Source organism: Rugosimonospora africana, from assembly GCF_016862975.1.
Taxonomy (GTDB): Bacteria; Actinomycetota; Actinomycetes; order Mycobacteriales; family Micromonosporaceae; genus Rugosimonospora; species Rugosimonospora africana.
This window is the reverse complement of the sequence record NZ_BONZ01000018.1, coordinates 1-18,209: the sequence shown is the minus strand read 5'-3', so window position 1 is coordinate 18,209 and position 18,209 is coordinate 1. Positions and strand designations below refer to the sequence as shown.

Below are 18,209 nucleotides of genomic sequence, written 5' to 3'. Positions count from 1 at the left end.
TAGGCCCGGCTGAACCAGGGTTGATGGTGTCAAGCCGAAACGCAGGGAAGGACGCGAGATGTCGGAGTACGAGAAGGCGCACCGGCCGGAAGACCTCACCCGCCTGTTCGTGGAGCGGGCCAACGACCGCGACGCGGCCGGGATCGCGGCGCTGTACGAGGAGGACGCCGTGATGGCATACCCGCCGGGCAGCCAGACGGTCGGGCGCGAGGCGATCCGGGCGCTGGTGGAGAAGATGCTGGCGAACGCGCCCCGATTCGAGCCGGAGACGCCGCTGCCGACGCTGGTCAGCGGCGACATCGCGTTGACCTCGACCGCACCGAAGGACGGCGTGGGAGCCCGCGCGCAGGTGGTCCGGCGGCAACCGGACGGCACCTGGCTGCGGCTGCTCGACCAGCCGGAGTTCGCACCGCCAGCGGCCTGACCGGCCTGAGGCGTTACCGCGTCGACAATCTAGTTCGGGGGAATCACCCAATGCGTAGATGGCTTCCGCTCCTCGCGGTCTGCCTCGGAACCTTCATGCTGTTGATCGACGTCACGATCGTGAACGTCGCGCTGCCGGACATGGTCGGTGACCTGCACGCGTCGTTCGGGTCGCTGCAGTGGGTCGTCGACGCGTACGCGCTGGCACTGGCCGCGCTGGTGCTCGGTACCGGGTCGGTGGCCGACCTCGTCGGGCACCGCCGCGCGTACGTCGCCGGTCTCGTGGTGTTCGCGGCGTCCTCGCTCGCGTGCGGAGTGGCACCCGGTCCGACGGCGCTCATCGCCGCCCGTACCGTCCAGGGAATCGGGGCGGCGGCGATGTTCGCGACCACGTTCGCCCTGCTCAACCGCTCGTACTCCGGGCGGGACCGGGGCACCGCCTACGGCCTGTGGGGCGCCGTGTCGGGCGCCTCGGCGGCGGTCGGCCCGATCATCGGCGGACTGCTGACCCAGGGCGCGTCGTGGCGCTGGATCTTCTTCGTCAACCTGCCGGTGAGCGTTGTCGCGATCGTCCTGTCTGTGGTCGTGTTCGGCGACGCGGGCGAGCCGGCGACGGGCGGCCCGGCTGTGGGCGGTCCCGCGACGGGCGGTCCCGCGACGGGCGGGCCGGCTGTGGGCGGGCCCGCCGGCTCTCGACCCGCGATGGGCCGGCGCGGCGTCGACGTTCCCGGCATCCTGACGTTCACGGCCGCGGCCGGGTGCGCCACGTACGCGCTGATCCGGGCGAACGAGAACGGCTGGTCCAGCGCGGCGACCTGGTGGACGCTCGGCCTGGCGGCGGTGCTGCTGGTCGCGTTCGTCGCGGTCGAGTCGCGGTCCCGCGGCGCCATGCTGGACCTCGCGTTGCTGCGCAACCGGTCATTCGTCGGCGTGCTGATCGCCGGACTGCTCATGACGTTCGCCGCGTTCGCGGCGTTCACGTACACCTCCATCTGGCTCCAGTCGGTACTCGGCCTCAGCCCGATCGAGGCCGGATTGACCGGGCTGCCGATGTCGGTGATGTCGTTCGTGGTCTCCGCGACCGCCGGTCGCCGCCTGCACGGCACGCCGCCGCACCGGGTCATCGGCGGCGGACTGTTGTGCGTCGGCCTCGGCGACGCGCTCGTGGCGCTGCTCGTCCACGGCTCGGCGGGCTGGCCGGCGCTGATGCCCGGGTTCGCGGTCATCGGCGTCGGGGTCGGGCTGGTCACGCCGATCCTCGGCTCGGTGTCGATGTCGCTGGTACCCGCGAACCGGGGCGGCATGGCGGCCGGCGCGGTCAACACCACCCGGCAGCTCGGCTTCGCGTTCGGTATCGCGGCGCTGGGCAGCGCGTTCACGGTCGGTGCCCGCGGATCGCTGTCCGGTCGCGGCGTCGCCGGTGCGGCCCGGGTGGCCCGTGCCGTGGCCGGTGGTCAGGCGCCGTCGCTGCGCGGTACCGTCCCGGCCGCCGCCCGGCACGCCCTTGACGAGGCCGTGCGCGCCGCGGCGGTCGCCGGTGTCCGGGGTACCTTCGCGCTGGCCGCCGCGGTGGGCGTGGTGGCCGCGTTCCTCGTGCTGTACCTGATGCGCCCCGATCGGAGTTCGAGCCGGACCTCGGGCCGGGCGGGAGAGCCGGCCGGTGCGCCCGAGGCGGTCACCGCCGAACCGGCCGGGGAGAGGCCGGCCGGGAAGCGGCAGGCAGCCACAGTGCGATGATGTGCCGCGAAGGAGGCACGGTGAACGACACGCGGAGCGGGTACGACCTGGTGGCCGACCGGTACGCCGCCGAGATCGGCGACGAACTGGACGGCAAGCCGCTGGACCGGGCGCTGCTCGACGCCGTGGCCGAACTGGCCGCCACGCTGCCGGGCGACGCGCCCGTGCTGGATGTGGGCTGCGGTCCCGGACACGTGACGGCGCACCTGGCCGGGCGGGAGCACCTGGCCGGGCGGAAGGCCGCGGCGTTCGGGCTCGACCTGTCGCCGGCGATGTGCGCCGTCGCCCACCGGCGCACCGCGCTGCCGTTCGGCGCGGCGGACATGACGGCGCTGCCGCTGCGGTCCGGCTCCGTGGCCGGCATCGTCTGCCTGTACGCGGTCATCCACTGCGACGAACGGCAGCGGACCGCCGCGTACCGGGAGTTCGCCCGGGTGCTGCGCCCCGGCGGGTACGCCCTGGTGGCGTTTCACACCAGCGACGCCGACATCCCGCCCGGCGGCACGAGGACGCTCACCGACTGGTGGGGGCACGCCGTGCGGCTGGACTTCCGGTTCCTCGACCCGGCGGCGGAGTCGGACGCCCTGGTACGGGCCGGCTTCGAGCTGACCGCGCGCCTGGATCGCGAGCCGTACGCCGGTGTTGAGCACCCGAGCCAACGCGCGTACCTGCTGGCCCGCCGGCGCTGAATCCCGGTGCTCCGGGCGCTCCCGCCGTGACATCATCGCGGCCGTGGATGCGGATGAGGTCGCCGCGCTGTTCGCCCGGGCGGTCGACGTGTCCCGCGCGGTCGCCGGGCCCGACGACTACGACGCCGTGTGGGAGGTGCTGGACCGCGCGGCCGAGGCCGGCGGGGATGCCGCGGCGGTGGCCCTGGCGCACCTCGCGTCCCCCGATGCGACCGCCGACGCGACCATCCGGGCGACCGCCTGCGATCTGCTCGGGGTCACCAGCGAGCGGCACGAGGAGGTGCGCGGACCGGCGGCGACAGCGCTGATCTCGCTGGCCTCCACCGAGGTCGACGGCGACGTCCAGTGGTCCATCGCGCGGGCGCTCGGCGGTACCGCCGACGCGCGCGGCGTGCCCGTGCTGGTGGCGCTCGCCGGGCACGCCGACCCCGACGTCCGGCACCGGGTCGCGGTGTCCCTGCCGCTGGTCATGGGCGAGGTGGCCGACGACGCCGGGGTGGCGGCGCTCATCGCGCTGTCCCGAGATCCCGACCGCGAGGTGCGCAACTGGGCCACGTTCGGGTTGGGGTGGCAGAGCACGGCCGACGGGGACGCGGTGCGCCGGGCGCTGTGGGAGCGCACCACCGACGAGTACGGCGAGGCCCGCGAGGAGGGCATCCGGGGGCTGGCCCGGCGCCGGGACCGGCGGGTGGTCCCGCTGCTGGCCGGCCTGCTCGCCGAGGAGTCGGCGCACGTGTTCTGCTTCGACGCGGCCGCGTTCCTGGCCGATCCGGCGCTGTTGCCGCTGTTGCGGGCGTTCGACCCGGCGGACCGGGGCGTGCCCGAGGCGCTGCGGGAGTGCGATCCGGTGCTGCGCGCCCGCAGAGACCGCCTGGCCGAGGAGCTGTCCGACGCCCTGCGCGCACGCCTGCCGGACGCGGACGTGGCGCTGTACGGCGAGCGGTTCGAGACCGGCCTGTGCCTGGAGGTCACCGGCGGCGGGTCAGGGTACGACGGGCACTGTTCGGTCGAGGGGTTGCTGGAGCGCGCCGGCGGTGACCCGGAACTGGCCGCGCGGCTGGCGGCGGCCGACGTGACGCGCTGACGGCCCGCGCTGTTCGGGCCGGCCCGGTCAGCTCTCGCCGGCCATCGCCAGCAACTCGGCGATGTGCAGCACGCGCACCCGGGAGCGGCGCCGGCGCAGGCCGCCGATCAGCTGCCGCTGGCAGCCGGGGTTCACCACCACCAGGTAGTCGATGCCGGCGGCCTCGATCTCGTCCAGCTTGGGATCGAGTACCCGGCGGGAGTCCTTCGGCCGCAGCAGCGCGTACGTGCCGGCCGCACCGCAGCACGCCGCCGCGCTCGGCAACTCGACGTAGTCGGCGACCTGGCGCAGCAGCTTCCGCGGCTCCCGCCACACGTCCATCCCGTTGCGCAGGTGGCAGGAGTCCTGCAGGGCCACCCGGGCCCGGCGGCCGTCGACCCGTACCTCACCGAAGGAGCCCCCGGCCAGGTACTCCGACAGCTCGACCACCCGGTCCCGGCCGAGCACCCCGGACAGGTGTGCGGCACAGCCGCCGGAGGTGGTGACGATGCGACCGGGCAGCGCGTCACCCAGCTCACGGGCGAGCCGCTCGGCGCCGGCGAGGTCGCCGTTGTGCGCGTGCAGCGCGCCGCAGCAGCCCTGGTCGGTGGGTACGCAGGCGTCCGGTACCAGGCCGGCCGCGGCCCGGCTGACACCGGGGAACAGGCCGCGCTCGAAGCAGCCGAGCATGAGCTGCGGCCCGGCCGGCGCGCCGGCGCTGGCGGGCGGTGACCCGGCAGCCGGTGATGCGGGAGGTTGCGACGCGGTGCCGGTCCGGTCCGGGCGCCAGTGCGCGGCCCCGCGGACCCGGCCCAGTACCCGCAGCGCCCACCGCCGGCCGGCGGCCAGCGTCAGCAACCGGGCGAGTACCGGGCGGCGCCGCCCGCGCCACTGGTGCACCCGCCACTGCTCCAGCAGCTGCCCGTACTGCACGCCGGCCGGGCAGACCGGCTCGCAGGCCCGGCAGCCCAGGCAGAATGACGACTGCTCGCGCAGCGTGGCGTCGTCGGCGTCGAGGCTGCCGGTGGCCAGCGCGCGCATCAGGGTGATGCGCCCGCGCGGTGAGGACGCCTCGTCGCCGGTGAGCTTGTAGGTCGGGCAGGCGGGCAGGCAGAAGCCGCAGGAGATGCATCGGTCCAGCAGGTCCTGGTCGAAGATGCCGGTGGCACCTCCGGCGGCGGCCGCCAGCGGTCGCTCGCTCATGAGCCCAGCTTCCCGGGATTGAGGATGCCCGCCGGGTCGAATGCCGCCTTGATCCGGCGCAGCAGGGCGAGCTGGTCGCCGCCGAGCCGGGCGGCCAGGTGCGGCAGCTTGGCCGACCCGACGCCGTGCTCGCCGGTGATGGTGCCGCCGAGTTCGATCGCGGCGGCGAAGATGTCGGCGAACGCGGCCTCGGCGCGGGCGATGGCGTCGGTGTCCCGTGCGTCCGGCAGCACGCAGGTGGGGTGCAGGTTGCCGTCCCCGGCGTGGCCGAACGTCGCGACGGTCACCCGGTGCTTCTCCGCGATCGCGTCGATCCGCTCGACCATCTCGGCGAGTCTCGGGCGGGGCACGCTGGCGTCCTCCAAGATGGTCAACGCGCCCAGCCGGGACAGCGCCGGCAGCGAACAGCGCCGCGCGGTCAGCAGCGCCTCGGCCTGGGCGGCGTCGCTCGCGGTGGTCACCTCGACCGCGCCCTCGGCCGTGCACGCCTCGGCGATGTGCCGGAGGTGAGCGTCCACTGTGGACTCGTCGCCATCGTCGCCGAACAGCAGCAGGGCGCCCGCGTCGGTCCGCAGGCCCAGGTGGGCGTAGCGCTCCACCGCGTCGATGCAGCGCCGGTCCAGGAACTCCAGGGTCGCCGGTACCACGCCACCGTGCAGGACCCGGGACACCGCCCGGCCGGCGGCGGCGAGATCGGGGAAGTACGCCAACCCGGTACGCGTGGTGGCCGGCTTCGGCAGCAGCGCCACGGTCACCTCGGTGATCACCGCGAGGGTGCCTTCCGAACCGGTGAGGAGGCGGGTCAGGTCGTACCCGGCGACGTCCTTCCAGAGCCGGCCGCCGGTCCGGATCACCTCGCCGGTCGGCAGGACCGCGGTCAGCCCGAGCACGTAGTTGCGGGTCACGCCGTACTTGAGGCCACGCAGCCCGCCCGCGCTCGTGGCGACGTTGCCGCCGATGGTGGCCACCGTGCGGCTGCCCGGATCCGGCGGGTACAGCAGTCCGACGGCGTCGACCGCGTCGGCCAGCGCGGCGGTGCTGACCCCCGGCTCGACCCGGGCCAGCAGTTCGTCGGCGCTGACTTCCAGGATCCGGTTGAGCCGGGTCAGCACGAGCACGATGCCGCCACGCAGGGCCACCGCCCCGGCGCACAGGTTGGAGCCGGCACCGCGCGGTACCACCGGGATCTTCTCCGCGGTGGCCAGCGCGAGGATCCGGGACACCTGGGCGGTGTCGGCGGGGTGCACGACCGCGTCGGGTACCGCGTGGAACAGGGGAGTGGCGTCCCGGGCGAACGCGGCCAGCTCACCGGGAGCGACGCGGACGTGCTCGGAGCCGACGATCTCGCGCAGCCGGTCCAGGATCGCGGTGTCCAGTGCCATGCTCACACCTCCGGCTCGCCGGCCGGCGTCGCGCCGGCCGCGTCGCCGGAGCCGGCGGCGTTGCTAGAAGCCGCCGCGTTGCTGGAACCGGCCGCGTCGTCGACGCCGACGAGACCGGTCACCCCGAGTCCCGGCGCGTCCGGCAACACCACGACCGGACCGTCGTAGTGGATGCCGCCGAACACCGGCGAGCGGGCGAGCCACCACGCCGCGTCCAGGTCGGCGGTCAGCGTGGTGCCGCACGCCGCGGCGAGACTGGCCGCCGCGCCCACCCCGATCGGGCCCTCCATCATGCAGCCGATCATCGTGCCGACGCCGTGGTCCTCGGCGATCTGCAGCAGGGTACGGCCGGGGGCCAGGCCGCCGCACTTGGCCAGCTTCACGTTGACCAGGTCGGCGGCACCCCGGCGGATCACCTCGATCAGGTCGCGTACCCCGAACACCGACTCGTCCGCCAGGATCGGCAGGTCGACCCGGTCGCGTATCCACGCCATCCCGTCCAGGTCCCAGGCCGGTACCGGCTGCTCGACCAGTTCCACGTCCAGCGCCTCGGCGTGCAGCGCCCGGATGACGTCGACCGCCTGCCGGGGTGTCCAGCCCTGGTTGGCGTCCACCCGAATGGTCACGTCCGGCCCGGCCACCTCCCGCACCGCGCGTACCCGGGCGACGTCCGTGGCCGGGTCGGCGCCGACCTTCACCTTGAGCACGGTGAACCCGTCCGCCACCCGGTCCGCCGTGGTGCCCCGGTCCGCGTTCGCGGACAGCGTCACATCGGTGGGTACCCGCGAGGTCGTGCCGCCCAGCAGGCGCACCAGCGGTACGCCCAGGCGCCGCGCGACCAGGTCGTGCAGCGCGACGTCCAGCGCGGCCTTCGCCGCCTCGTTGCCGGCGACCGCCTTGCGCACCGCGCGGCAGTTGGCCAGCAGGTCGTCCGGGTCGCGGCCGATCAGAAGCGGGCCCAGCAGCTGCTCGACGCATGCCTCGGTGCCCTCGACCGACGCCCCGGTCACCTGAAGTACCTGCGGGCCCTCGCCGAAGCCGCGGTTGCCGTCCCCGTCGCGCACCTCGACGACCAGCGTGCGTACCGTGTCGGCCCGGCGCAGTGCGGTGACGAACGGGGTGTGTAACGGCACCTCGACCCGGTGGGTCAGTACGTGAGTGATCATCGTGCAGGATACCGGCGATCCTGCACCGCCGCATAGGTCAGTTCCAGTGCCTGCATCGCGCTGTCGTAGGTGCGCTGCGCGACGGCGACGAACAGGCAGTCCACCACGGCGAGCTGGGCGATGCGGCTGGCGGTCGCGCCGGAGCGGAAGGTGGTCTCCCGTGCGGCCGTGGTCAGCACCAGGTCGGCGTGCTCGGTGACCGGCGAGGAGACGAAGTTGGTGATGGCGATGGTGGTGGCACCCCGGGAACTGGCCAGCCGCAACGACTCGACGGTGTCGATGGTCGTGCCGGTGTGCGAGATGGCCACCGCGACGTCCGCCTCGGTCAGCAGCGCCGCGGAGGTCAGCGCGGCGTTTGGATCCGGCCAGGCGAACGCCAGCAGCCCGATGCGGTGCAGCTTCTGGTGCAGGTCCTGGCAGACGAAGCCGCTGGCGCCCACGCCGTACAGGTCGATGCGCCGGGCCTGGTTCACCGCCTCGGCGGACCGGCCCAGCGCCTCGATGTCCAATGTGGACGTCGTGTCCTCGATGGCCCGGGCATCGCTGAACCCGATCTTGCGCACCACGTCGGCGAGGCTGTCGGTCGCGCTGATGTCGCCGTCGATCTGGACCTCGGCGCCGAAGCGGGCCTCCTGGATGCTGGCCGCGCGGGCCAGCGCCAGGCGCAGCTCGGGGAAGCGTTCCATGCCGAGGGACCGGCACAGCCGCATCACGGTGGTCTCGGACGTGGCGCACTGCCGGGCCAGGGCGCTGATCGACAGCTCCGCGGCGGCGGCCGGGTCGGCCAGGATCGCCTCGGCGACGCGCCGCTCGGCCGGCCGCAGCGAGGGCAGCGCGCCCCGGATGCGAACCAAAATGTTCGCGTCGCTCACCGGGATCTCCCATTCATGAACCGGCTCCCGCCCCGGTCGTGGTCTCGGCCCCGACCGCCGCCACGTCGCGGCGCAGCGGCCCGATGTCGGCCTGCTCGCGGCTCGGGTGCACGCGGTTGGTGAGCAGCACGACCACCAGTTCGCGGTCGCGGTCCACCACCAGCGAGGTGCCGGTGAACCCGGTGTGGCCGAACGCGCCGCCGCCGGCCAGCGGCCCCATGAACGAGGGGTCGTCGATGCGCAGGCCGAGGCCGTGGCGGAAGCCCGGGTCGACCCCCGCGGGCAGTTGGTCACGCGTCATCTGGTCGACCGTCTCCTCACGCAGCACCCGCACCCCGTCGAGGGCACCGTAGCAGCGCAACATCTCGGCGAGGCGGACCAGTTCTCCGGCGGTGCCGAAGATGCCGGCGTGGCCGACCGCGCCGCCCAGCGACCACGAGTTCTCGTCGTGTACCTCGCCGCGCACCATGCCCCGGTGCTCGTCCGGCTCGTACTCGGTGGCCGCGATCCGGTCCAGCTTCGCGGCCGGCGGAAGGTACCCGGTGTCGACCATCCCCAGCGGTCCGGTGACCCGGTCCCGTACCAGCTCCGGCAGGGTCCGGCCGGTGACCCGCTCGGCGAGCAGGCCGACCGTCAGGTACCCGATGTCGGAGTACTCGAAGCCGGTGCCCGGCGTGCGTACCAGCGGGGCGTTCAGGATGGCGTCGAACCTGGACTGCCGGTCGGGCCAGTCTTTCCACAGCGACAGCAGCGCGGGCAGCCCCGAGGTGTGGGTGACCAGCCGGCGCAGGGTGACCTGGGTGCGCTCGCCGGTGCCGAAGCTGGGCAGCCAGGTGGCCACCGGCTCGTCGAGGCTCAGGACGCCCTCTTCGACGAGGGTCAGCACGGTGGTGGTGACGAACAGCTTGGTGATCGACGCGAGGTCGAAGATGGTCTCTTCGGTGACCGGGCGGGAGAATTCCGGAGAAATAGGCGTTCCGCTCGTATCGGCGTAGGCAGCCGTATGTCCGACTGTGGCGAATTGCTCAACTTGGCCGCGGACCTGGATGATTCCGACGGCGCCGCTGTACAACGGTCTCGGAGTCGCCGTAAGGCCCCTGACCAGCAGTTCCTCCAACTTGGCCATGGCACCGACGGTAGCACCGTGGCAAGATCTAACACAAGGAAGCAATTTCGCGTTAACTATTGACCTAACTGGCGCGAGTTCCGATACTCGTCGCCTAGGGCGCTCGAGCCGGCCGGCACCGACCGGTCGCCCCGGGCGCCGGGTAGTGGTCGCGGCCCACGGGTCGCGAGAGTCCGGAGGTAAGGATCGTGAAGCTCCGCACCGCGTTGAGCTCACCGGTGAGCAGGTGCCTGGCGGTCGTCGCGGCCGCCGGACTGCTCGCTTCGGCGTGTTCGAGCGGCTCCAATAGCAATTCCTCGTCCGGCGCGGGCGGCGGCACCCTGGTCGTCGGCTACACCGCCGACCCCAACACGCTCGACCCCTGGAGGGCCACGCAGTTCCAGGCCGCGCACATGTTGGAGCAGGTCTACGGCACGCTGACCCAGCTCGACACAAACATGAACGTGCAGCCCGGGCTGGCGGCCAGCTGGCAGTACTCCGACGACAACAAGACCCTGACGCTGCACCTGCGGCAGGGCGTCAAGTTCCAGGACGGGCAGGCGTTCAGCTCGGCCGACGTGAAGTCCTCGCTGGACCGGTTGCGCGACCCGGCGACCGCGGCGGTCGCCGCCTCGTACATCGCCTCGGTGCAGTCGGTCGACGCGCCGGACGCGAACACCGCTGTACTGCATCTGTCCACTCCGGACGCCGGCCTGCTGGCCGGGCTGGCCACCGTGAACCTGGCCATGCTGTCGAAGGACAACACCGAGCAGCAGGTCTCGCAGAAGCCCAACGGCACCGGCCCGTTCTCGTACACCACGCGTGCCCCGAACCAGTCCGTGTCGCTCAAGGCGAACCCGGACTACTGGGGCGGCAAGCCGAAGGTCGCGGCGCTTCAGTTCCGCATCATCCCCGACGAGAGCTCGGTGGTCTCCGCCATGCAGTCGGGCAACGTGAACTTCGCCGTGCTGAACGACCCGACGGTCGCGAAGACCGCCCAGGGCAGCGGCCTGACCCTGAACAAGACGCCCGACCTGGCGTACCACGCGCTGCAGCTCAACTCGCGCAAGGCGCCGCTGAACAACCTGAACGTGCGGCTGGCCATGCAGTGCGCGATCAGCCGGCAGCAGGTCATCGACACCGCCGCGCTGGGCGAGGGTACGCCGATCGGCCCGATCACCTCGCCGGCCTTCAAGTCCGACCCGAACTCGCAGCCGTGCGCGACCCAGGACGTGGCCAAGGCCAAGACGCTGCTGAGCCAGGCCGGCTTCCCGAATGGCCTGACGATCAACACGATCGTCTCCACCGGCCTGTACGCGACCTCGGTCAACGAGGCGCAGAACCTGCAGTCCCAGCTGAAGGCAGTCGGCATCACGCTGAAGCTGCAGACGCTGGACTCGGCCGCGTACGTGGACGCCTGGAAGGCGGGCAACTTCACCGCCGCGCTGGCGCTCAACGGCGGCTCGCCGGACCCGGACGGCATGTACGGCCGGTACTTCACCAGCACCGGCAACCTCAACAAGGTGGCGGGGTACTCCTCGCCGCAGCTGGACCAGCTGTTCGCGCAGGGCAAGTCGACGACCGACCCGGCGCAGCGCAAGCAGATCTACACCCAGATCTCCAACAACCTGGTGGACAACGCGGCGTGGATCTGGCTGTTCTCCAGCTACGACTACACGGCGATGACCAAGTCGGTCTCCGGGTTCACCCCGATGCCGAACGGGTCGCTGATCAACCTGTGGAAGACCTCGCTCGGCTGACGCCGGGTTCCCGGCCGGGCGGCGCTCGCCGCCCGGCCGGCTTCCACCGCAAGCGACCACGAGACCCGTAACAGCAGGACTCGTGGCAGCAGGAACCGTGACAGCAGGACTCGTGACAGCAGGACTCGTGACAGCCAAAGGAGGAGCGCGGTGCGAAGGTTCGCACGCCACTCGCTGACGCGCCGGCTGGTGGAGGCGGTGCTCACCCTCTTCGGGGTGGCCGTACTCGTCTTCGCCATGCTGCGGGCCATCCCCGGTGACCAGATCACCGCCACACTGGGTACCGAGTCGGCCGCGCTGAGCCCGGACCAGCTGGCCTCGCTGCGCGACTACTACGGGCTGGACAAGCCCCTGCCGGTGCAGTTCTTCTCCTGGCTGGGCGACATCTTCACCGGCAACCTCGGCTACTCGCAGCGGGCCGGCGAGTCCGTCCTGGCGATGACCGAGTCGGCGCTGCCGATCACCATCGAACTGGCCATCCTGGCCACCATCGTCGGGCTGGTGATCGGGGTGCCGCTGGCGATGCTGTCCGCATCCCGGCCCAACGGGGCGCGGGACGGCGTCAGCCAGGTGATTGGGCTGCTCGCCCTGTCGATACCCAACTTCCTCATCGCGGCGACGCTGCTCACGCTCATCTCCAAGTACGCCCACTACAACCCGAACGCCGGGGAGTTCCAGCACCTGTTCGCCAACCCGGGCGTGAACCTCCAGCAGATGATGTTCCCCGCGCTGGTGCTCGGCTTCGGGCTCGCCGCGCCCATCATGCGCACCGCCCGCACCTCGCTGCTGGAGGTGTCCACCGCCGACTTCATGCGCACCGCGCGGGGCAAGGGCGTCGCGCCGATGCGGCTGCGGGTACGGCACCTGCTGCACAACGCGCTGAACCCGATCATCACGATGACCGGCATCCAGTTCGGGTACCTGCTGGGTGGCGCGATCGTGGTGGAGCAGATCTTCTCGGTACCCGGCATCGGCCAGCAGGTACTGGTCGGCATGCAGCAGAAGGACTACGCCGTGGTACAGAGCACCGTTCTGGTCATCGCCACGCTGTTCGTGCTGGTGAACCTGCTGACCGACTTCCTGTACCGGGTCGTCGACCCGAGGGTGCGTGCGTCATGACCACTGCTGTCACCCCCGCCGAGACCACGGTCGCGGTCGGTGCCCCACCGGCCACCACCGCCGCCTGGCGCAGGCTGCTGCGCAGCCCGGCCGGGCTGATCGGAACCGTGCTCGTGGCGCTGATCCTGATCGGCGCGATCTGCGCCATCGCCGGCCTGACCCCGTACGACCCGGTGGCTCAGCACCCGCGCGACGCCCTGCAGGGCCCGTCCGGCAGGTACTGGCTGGGCACCGACCAGTTCGGCCGGGACATCTTCTCCCGTACGCTGGCCGGCATCGGCAACTCGCTGCGCGTCTCGGTGGTCGCGGTGGCGCTGTCCGGGGTGGTCGGAACGCTGGCCGGCGTCTGCGCCGGGTACTTCGGCAACAAGGTACGGGGTCCGGTGCTCGCCGTGACGAACGTGCTGTTCGCCTTCCCGCCCCTGCTGCTCGCGCTGACCCTGGCCACCACGCTGACCCGCAACTGGGCCACCATCGCGCTGGCCATCGGGATCGTGTACGTGCCCATCTTCGTCCGGGTCACCCGGGGGCCGGTGCTCTCGCTGCGGGAGACCGACTTCATCCGGGCCGCCCGGGTGGTCGGACTGCCGACGCGGCGGATCCTGGCCCGGCACATCCTGCCGAACATCTCGGCCATCGTCACCGTCCAGGTCACCCTGTCGCTGTCCTGGGCCGTACTCACCGAGGCGTCGCTGAGCTTCCTCGGCCTGGGCAGCCCACCGCCGGCACCGTCGCTGGGCTCCATGGTCTTCGACGCGAAGGTCTTCGCGTCCACCGCGTGGTGGACGCTCGCCGCACCGGGTGTCGCGATCGTCATCTTCGTCGTCGGGCTCAACCTGCTCGGCGACGGGCTACGCGACGCCCTCGATCCGAGAAACGGACGCAACTCATGAGCGAGGCACTGGAACGGTTGCTCACCGAGCGGGTCGACGACCGGTACGCGGCGATCGACAGCGCCTCGGTCGCTGAACTCGCCCGGCTGATGAACGAGGCCGACCACGAGGTACCCGCCGCCGTGCGGCAGGCCCTGCCGCAGATCGTGCCGGCCATCCAGGCGGTCACCCAACGCCTCGCGGCCGGCGGCCGGCTGCTGTACGTGGGCGCTGGCAGCGCCGGGCGGATGGGCGTGTTGGACGCCGCCGAGTGGACGCCGACCTTCAACACACCGGCGGGGATGGTTCAGTCGATCATGGCCGGAGGCGGGGACGCCTTCGGCGTCGCGGTCGAGGGCGCGGAGGACGACGAGGTGGCCGGCGCCGCCGTCGTACCGGACCACGCGGTCACCGCGGCCGACGCGGTGGTCGGCATCGCGGCCAGCGGGCGTACCCCGTTCGTACTCGCCGCGGTACGGGCCGCCCGCGAACGCGGCGCGCTGACCGTCGGGCTGTCCTGCAACCGGGACACGGCGCTGTCGGCCGAGGCGGAGTACCCGATCGAGGTACTGGTCGGCCCCGAAGTGCTGGCCGGATCCACCCGGCTCAAGGCCGGCACCGCGCAGAAGCTCGTCCTCAACATGGTGAGCACCGTCGCGATGGTGCGGCTCGGCAAGACCTACGGCAACCTCATGGTCGACCTGCGGGTGACCAACGCGAAGCTGCGGGACCGCGCGCTGCGCATCATCGAGCGGGTGACCGGGGCGCAGCGCCCGGCCGCCGAGGCGGCCCTGGACTCCGCCGGTCTGGACGTCAAGGTAGCCATCATGATGCTCGGCGGATCGTCCACTGTGGATGATGCTGCGCGCCGGCTGGCCGAAAGCGACGGGCGGCTGCGCCAGGCACTGGAGGAGTTGTCATGAGGGTTCTCGGCATGATCTCGGGTACCTCGCACGACGGCGTCGACGTCGCCGTGGTCGACTTCGAGGTACGCGACGGGGTGCTGCACGGCACCGTCGGGTACACCGGCACCGTCGGGTACCCGCCGGAACTGCGGCAGCGGCTGGTGCGCGCGCTGCCCCCGGCGCCGCTGACCTTCGCCGAGGCGTGCGCCCTCGACACCCTGATCGGGCAGGCGTTCGCCGGTGTCGCCGCGGACGCCATCGAGCGGGGTGGACCGGTGGATCTGATCTGCTCGCACGGGCAGACGGTCTACCACTGGACGGAGGGCCAGCGCGTCCTGGGTACCCTGCAGATCGGCCAGCCGGCCTGGATCGCCGAGCGGACCGGCGTACCGGTCGTCGCCGACGTGCGCATCCGCGACATCGTGGCCGGCGGGCAGGGTGCCCCGATCGTCGCGCTGATGGACAGCATGCTCCTGGCAGGGCTGCCCGGCCACCCGGCCGCGCTCAACCTGGGCGGCATCGCGAACATGACCGTGGTGCGCGCGGCCGGGGTGCGCGCCGCCGGAGTGCCCGCCGCCGGGGACGGCCCGATCGCCTACGACACCGGACCGGCCAACGCGCTCATCGACGCGGCCGTCGTCCGGTTCAGCGGCGGCCGGCGCAGCTACGACGTCGACGGCGAGCTGGCCGCTGCCGGTACCGTCCACAGTGGACTTCTGGAGCAGCTACTCGCCGAGCCGTACTATGCGTTGCCCGCCCCGAAGACCACCGGCAAGGAGCTGTTCAACGCCGACTACGTGGACAAGGCGCTGGCTCTGTTCCCGGGCATCGGCGACGCCGACGCGGTGGCCACGTTCACCGCGCTGACCGCGCAGACGGTCGCCGACGAGGTACGCCGGTACGGCGTGGACACCCTGGCCGTCTCCGGCGGCGGCAGCGACAACCCGACTCTGATGGCGATGCTCGCGTCCCGGCTGTCCGGTGTCCGGCTGACCACCACCGCGGAGTTCGGCGCGCCGACCGCGACCAAGGAGGCGATCGCCTTCGCGCTGGTGGGCTGGCAGACCGCGCACGGGCTGGCCGGCAACGCGCCGAGCGCGACCGGCGCCGCGGGCGGGCGGATCCTCGGCTCGATCGTGCCCGGTACGGGACCGCTGCGGCTGCCCGAACCGGTGGCCGTCGCGCCGACCGCGCTGCGCCTGATCGGAGAGCGACATGAGTGACCTGCTCGAACTGGAGGACCTGAGAGTCTCCGCCGGACCGCACGAGATCGTGCGCGGCGTGGACCTCGCGGTACCGGCTGGGCAGACCGTGGCCGTGGTGGGGGAGAGCGGGTCGGGCAAGTCGCTGACCATGCTCTCGGTCATGGGTCTGCTCAGCCCGCCGCTGCGGGTCTCCGGCGGCCACGTCCGGCTCGCCGGCTGGGAGCTGACCGGACTGCACGAGCGGCAGCTGCGCGAGATCCGCGGCAACGAGGTCGCGATGATCTACCAGGACCCGATGACCTCACTGAACCCGCTGATGCGCGTCGGCGAGCAGGTCATGGAGGCGATGACCGCGCACGGGGTGGCCAAGGCGCAGGCCCGGGAACGGATGCTGGACCTGCTGGCCCGGGTCGGCATCCCCGACCCGCGGCGCACCGCCCGGGCGTACCCGCACGAGTTCTCCGGCGGCATGCGCCAGCGGGTGATGATCGCCTCCGCGCTCGCCATGCGCCCCAAGCTGCTGATCGCCGACGAGCCGACCACCGCGCTGGACGTGACGATCCAGCAGCAGATCCTGGCGCTCGTCGACGAACTGCGCCAGGAACTCGGGATGACCACCATCTGGGTCACCCACGACCTCGGCGTGGTGGCCAGGCTGGTCGACCGGGTCGTGGTGATGTACGCCGGCCACGTGGTCGAGGACGCGCCGGTCCGGCAGGTGTTCGCCGCGCCGCAGCACCCGTACACGGCCAGCCTGCTCGCCTCGCTGCCCGATCCGAACAGCGACGGGCGCGGCCGGCTGGCCACCATCCCGGGCCGGCCGCCGACGTCGACCCAGACCATCACGGGCTGCCCGTTCCGGCCCCGCTGCGCCCAGGCGCGCGACATCTGCGCCGTACGCCCGGAGCTGCTGCCGCGGACGCTGCCGGTGTCCCCCACTGCGGCGCCCGCAGCGGCCGGTGGCGCGGTCGCGGAGCCTGCGGCCGGCGGTGGCGCGGCTGTTGCGGTTGAGGCGGCGACCACCCGGGTCGCCTGCCACGTACCGCCGGCGGAGTGGAGGTAGCGATGCTGCGGGCGACGAATCTGACGAAGCAGTACCCGGTGCGCGGCGGGGACGGCGTGGTGCAGGCGCTGGCCGGCGTCTCGCTGGAGCTGGCCGAGGGGGAGACCCTGGGCATCGTCGGCGAGTCGGGTTCCGGCAAGTCGACCCTGGCCAAGCTGCTGGTGCGGCTGGAGGATCCGACGTCGGGCACCGTGGAACTGGACGGCGTCGACCTCACCACGCTGCGTGGCGGTGCGCTGCGCGAGCAGCGCCGGCGGATCCAGATGCTGTTCCAGGACCCGTACTCGTCGCTCAACCCGCGCCAGCGCATCGGCGCGATCCTCGGCGAGGTACTCGCGGTGCACCGGCTGGCCGGTGACGCCCGGGGCCGGCAGCGCCGAGTCGGCGAGCTGCTCGACCTGGTCGGCCTCGACCCCCGGCTGACCCAGCGATACCCGCACGAGCTGTCCGGCGGGCAGCGGCAGCGGGTCGGCATCGCCCGGGCGCTGGCGGTCGAGCCGAAGGTACTGCTGCTGGACGAGCCGGTCTCCGCGCTGGACGTGTCGGTACGGGCGGAAATCATGAACCTGCTCGACGACCTGCGCCGGGACCTGCGCCTGGCATACGTGTTCATCAGCCACGACGTGTCCATGGTGCGGCACATCAGCGACCGGGTCGCGGTGATGTACCTGGGCCGGATCGTGGAGCAGGGCGACTGGAAGTCCGTACTCGACGACTCGGCGCACCCGTACACGGTGGCGCTGGGCGCCGCGGTGCCGGTACCGGACCCGAGCCTCGCGGAGCCGATCCAGGCAACGGTCGTCGGCGAGGTACCGGACCCGGCCAACCCGCCGTCCGGCTGCCCGTTCCACCCGCGCTGCCCGCTCGCCGAGGATGTGTGCCTGAGCACGGATCCGAAGCTGCTGCCGCTGCGCCCGAACCACAACGTGGCGTGCCACGTCGCGATCCGTGCCGCGGTGCCGGCCGCCTGACCGGACGGGGCGACGGCGCGCCGGATGATGCCCGGCTCGCCACGTGCCTTGCGCATCGCGCGGCTTTGCCCGGGCAGGGGCGCCCCTGAAATCGTCTCGCCTGCGCTCACCTCCTCCGGTGCCGTCGCGGCGACGCGGCCTGCGGCGGTCATACCGTGGCTGTCTCTATGTGGTCCGGTGTTCGCAGATCAATAGACTGTGCGAATTGCCGGTCCCGACCGGTGTCGGACGGTCGACCTCGGGGGAGTGGGCGCAGTCGGCAACCGGTGGATGAGGAAGAAGCCGAAGCATGAGACCGCTTGCGGACGACCGTGACATCGCCACCGCCCTGACGTGGGTCGTCTCGGCCCTGCGCCGCCAGCACGTGCCGTTCCAGGTTGTCGGTGGTCTTGCAGCACACGCCTATGGGGACCGCCGTCCCATCGTGGACCTGGACTTCTACGCACCACTGGTCGCCGCTGACGGCTTCCTCACCGAGATAGCCGAGCACATCGTCCCCCTGAAGGACCTGCCGAGCTACAAGGCCGCACTCAACCGGCCCGTCGATCTCCTCGATATCGCAGAACTCACCGCTGCCAACCCAGCTTGACCACCTCGCCCGAAGGCGCTCCGGATCCGGCTTGCCGAGTTATCCACAGGTCCGCTCGTGCGGGTCGAAAGCGTCGTAGCCCGTC

Annotated in this window: 17 protein-coding genes; 12 read left to right on the top strand and 5 right to left on the bottom strand. The window is 72.3% G+C overall.

Annotated features, from left to right (window positions below):
- The first annotated feature begins 58 nt into the window (after positions 1-58).
- From Raf01_RS10410 to Raf01_RS10395, 4 genes are read left to right on the top strand one after another with little or no spacing between them, the layout of a single operon-like run.
- Entirely contained in the window at positions 59-424 is a 366-nt protein-coding gene (locus Raf01_RS10410) for a YybH family protein (RefSeq protein WP_203917576.1), read from the top strand.
- Positions 425-474: 50 nt separating this feature from the next.
- Positions 475-2,160 (top strand): MFS transporter, encoded by a 1,686-nt coding sequence (locus Raf01_RS10405; RefSeq protein ID WP_203917575.1) that lies wholly within the window; start codon positions 475-477, stop codon positions 2,158-2,160.
- Positions 2,161-2,180: 20 nt separating this feature from the next.
- Complete coding sequence (locus Raf01_RS10400; protein ID WP_203917574.1) at positions 2,181-2,849, top strand: class I SAM-dependent methyltransferase; 669 nt, start codon at positions 2,181-2,183, stop codon at positions 2,847-2,849.
- 43 nt (positions 2,850-2,892) lie between these two features.
- Entirely contained in the window at positions 2,893-3,933 is a 1,041-nt protein-coding gene (locus Raf01_RS10395; RefSeq protein ID WP_203917573.1) for a HEAT repeat domain-containing protein, read from the top strand.
- A 27-nt stretch (positions 3,934-3,960) separates the two neighbouring features.
- On the opposite strand, the gene Raf01_RS10390 is transcribed toward Raf01_RS10395, so the two are convergent.
- The 5 genes from Raf01_RS10390 to Raf01_RS10370 are packed head-to-tail and all read right to left on the bottom strand — an operon-like array spanning position 3,961 to position 9,661.
- On the bottom strand, positions 3,961-5,115 hold the full coding sequence (locus Raf01_RS10390) for a (Fe-S)-binding protein (protein WP_203917572.1): 1,155 nt from the start codon (positions 5,113-5,115) through the stop codon (positions 3,961-3,963).
- Entirely contained in the window at positions 5,112-6,497 is a 1,386-nt protein-coding gene (locus Raf01_RS10385) for an FAD-binding oxidoreductase (protein WP_203917571.1), read from the bottom strand. Before Raf01_RS10385 ends, Raf01_RS10390 begins: the two co-directional genes overlap by 4 nt.
- 2 nt (positions 6,498-6,499) lie before the next feature.
- Positions 6,500-7,663 carry a mandelate racemase/muconate lactonizing enzyme family protein gene (locus Raf01_RS10380; RefSeq protein WP_203917570.1) on the bottom strand — a complete coding sequence of 388 codons (1,164 nt, stop codon included), beginning with the start codon at positions 7,661-7,663 and terminating at the stop codon, positions 6,500-6,502.
- Positions 7,660-8,535: a MurR/RpiR family transcriptional regulator gene (locus Raf01_RS10375; protein ID WP_239133507.1), complete on the bottom strand. Its 876-nt coding sequence runs from the start codon at positions 8,533-8,535 to the stop codon at positions 7,660-7,662. Before Raf01_RS10375 ends, Raf01_RS10380 begins: the two co-directional genes overlap by 4 nt.
- Positions 8,536-8,548: 13 nt before the next feature.
- Positions 8,549-9,661: a serine hydrolase domain-containing protein gene (locus tag Raf01_RS10370; protein WP_203917569.1), complete on the bottom strand. Its 1,113-nt coding sequence runs from the start codon at positions 9,659-9,661 to the stop codon at positions 8,549-8,551.
- Between the two features lie 188 nt (positions 9,662-9,849).
- Between Raf01_RS10370 and Raf01_RS10365 the strand changes: the two genes are divergently transcribed.
- The 8 genes from Raf01_RS10365 (at position 9,850) to Raf01_RS10330 (ending at position 18,124) form a co-directional block, all read left to right on the top strand.
- Positions 9,850-11,400, top strand: coding sequence for an ABC transporter substrate-binding protein (locus Raf01_RS10365; RefSeq protein ID WP_203917568.1), 1,551 nt, complete (start codon positions 9,850-9,852; stop codon positions 11,398-11,400).
- Positions 11,401-11,550: 150 nt separating this feature from the next.
- Positions 11,551-12,519: an ABC transporter permease gene (locus tag Raf01_RS10355; RefSeq protein WP_203917566.1), complete on the top strand. Its 969-nt coding sequence runs from the start codon at positions 11,551-11,553 to the stop codon at positions 12,517-12,519.
- Entirely contained in the window at positions 12,516-13,412 is an 897-nt protein-coding gene (locus tag Raf01_RS10350) for an ABC transporter permease (RefSeq protein WP_203917565.1), read from the top strand. The genes Raf01_RS10355 and Raf01_RS10350 overlap by 4 nt, the downstream gene beginning before the upstream one ends.
- On the top strand, positions 13,409-14,314 hold the full coding sequence (gene murQ, locus Raf01_RS10345; RefSeq protein ID WP_203917564.1) for an N-acetylmuramic acid 6-phosphate etherase: 906 nt from the start codon (positions 13,409-13,411) through the stop codon (positions 14,312-14,314). Before Raf01_RS10350 ends, murQ begins: the two co-directional genes overlap by 4 nt.
- On the top strand, positions 14,311-15,519 hold the full coding sequence (locus tag Raf01_RS10340; RefSeq protein WP_203917563.1) for an anhydro-N-acetylmuramic acid kinase: 1,209 nt from the start codon (positions 14,311-14,313) through the stop codon (positions 15,517-15,519). The genes murQ and Raf01_RS10340 overlap by 4 nt, the downstream gene beginning before the upstream one ends.
- On the top strand, positions 15,512-16,564 hold the full coding sequence (locus tag Raf01_RS49445; protein ID WP_239133506.1) for an ABC transporter ATP-binding protein: 1,053 nt from the start codon (positions 15,512-15,514) through the stop codon (positions 16,562-16,564). The genes Raf01_RS10340 and Raf01_RS49445 overlap by 8 nt, the downstream gene beginning before the upstream one ends.
- Positions 16,565-16,566: 2 nt before the next feature.
- A complete protein-coding gene (locus Raf01_RS49440) occupies positions 16,567-17,535 on the top strand; it encodes an ABC transporter ATP-binding protein (RefSeq protein WP_239133505.1) in 969 nt (322 codons plus the stop codon).
- Positions 17,536-17,824: 289 nt separating this feature from the next.
- Complete coding sequence (locus Raf01_RS10330) at positions 17,825-18,124, top strand: hypothetical protein (RefSeq protein WP_203917562.1); 300 nt, start codon at positions 17,825-17,827, stop codon at positions 18,122-18,124.
- Positions 18,125-18,209: the final 85 nt, after the last annotated feature.

Excerpts from the sequence above, each read along its gene's own strand:
- Raf01_RS10410 (WP_203917576.1), top strand. The coding sequence starts at position 59 with ATGTCGGAGTACGAGAAGGCGCACCGGCCGGAAGACCTCACCCGCCTG.
- Raf01_RS10405 (WP_203917575.1), top strand. The coding sequence starts at position 475 with ATGCGTAGATGGCTTCCGCTCCTCGCGGTCTGCCTCGGAACCTTCATG.
- Raf01_RS10390 (WP_203917572.1), bottom strand. The coding sequence starts at position 5,115 with ATGAGCGAGCGACCGCTGGCGGCCGCCGCCGGAGGTGCCACCGGCATC.
- Raf01_RS10385 (WP_203917571.1), bottom strand. The coding sequence starts at position 6,497 with ATGGCACTGGACACCGCGATCCTGGACCGGCTGCGCGAGATCGTCGGC.
- Raf01_RS10380 (WP_203917570.1), bottom strand. The coding sequence starts at position 7,663 with ATGATCACTCACGTACTGACCCACCGGGTCGAGGTGCCGTTACACACC.
- Raf01_RS10370 (WP_203917569.1), bottom strand. The coding sequence starts at position 9,661 with ATGGCCAAGTTGGAGGAACTGCTGGTCAGGGGCCTTACGGCGACTCCG.
- Raf01_RS10350 (WP_203917565.1), top strand. The coding sequence starts at position 12,516 with ATGACCACTGCTGTCACCCCCGCCGAGACCACGGTCGCGGTCGGTGCC.
- murQ (WP_203917564.1), top strand. The coding sequence starts at position 13,409 with ATGAGCGAGGCACTGGAACGGTTGCTCACCGAGCGGGTCGACGACCGG.
- Raf01_RS10340 (WP_203917563.1), top strand. The coding sequence starts at position 14,311 with ATGAGGGTTCTCGGCATGATCTCGGGTACCTCGCACGACGGCGTCGAC.
- Raf01_RS49445 (WP_239133506.1), top strand. The coding sequence starts at position 15,512 with ATGAGTGACCTGCTCGAACTGGAGGACCTGAGAGTCTCCGCCGGACCG.
- Raf01_RS49440 (WP_239133505.1), top strand. The coding sequence starts at position 16,567 with ATGCTGCGGGCGACGAATCTGACGAAGCAGTACCCGGTGCGCGGCGGG.
- Raf01_RS10330 (WP_203917562.1), top strand. The coding sequence starts at position 17,825 with ATGAGACCGCTTGCGGACGACCGTGACATCGCCACCGCCCTGACGTGG.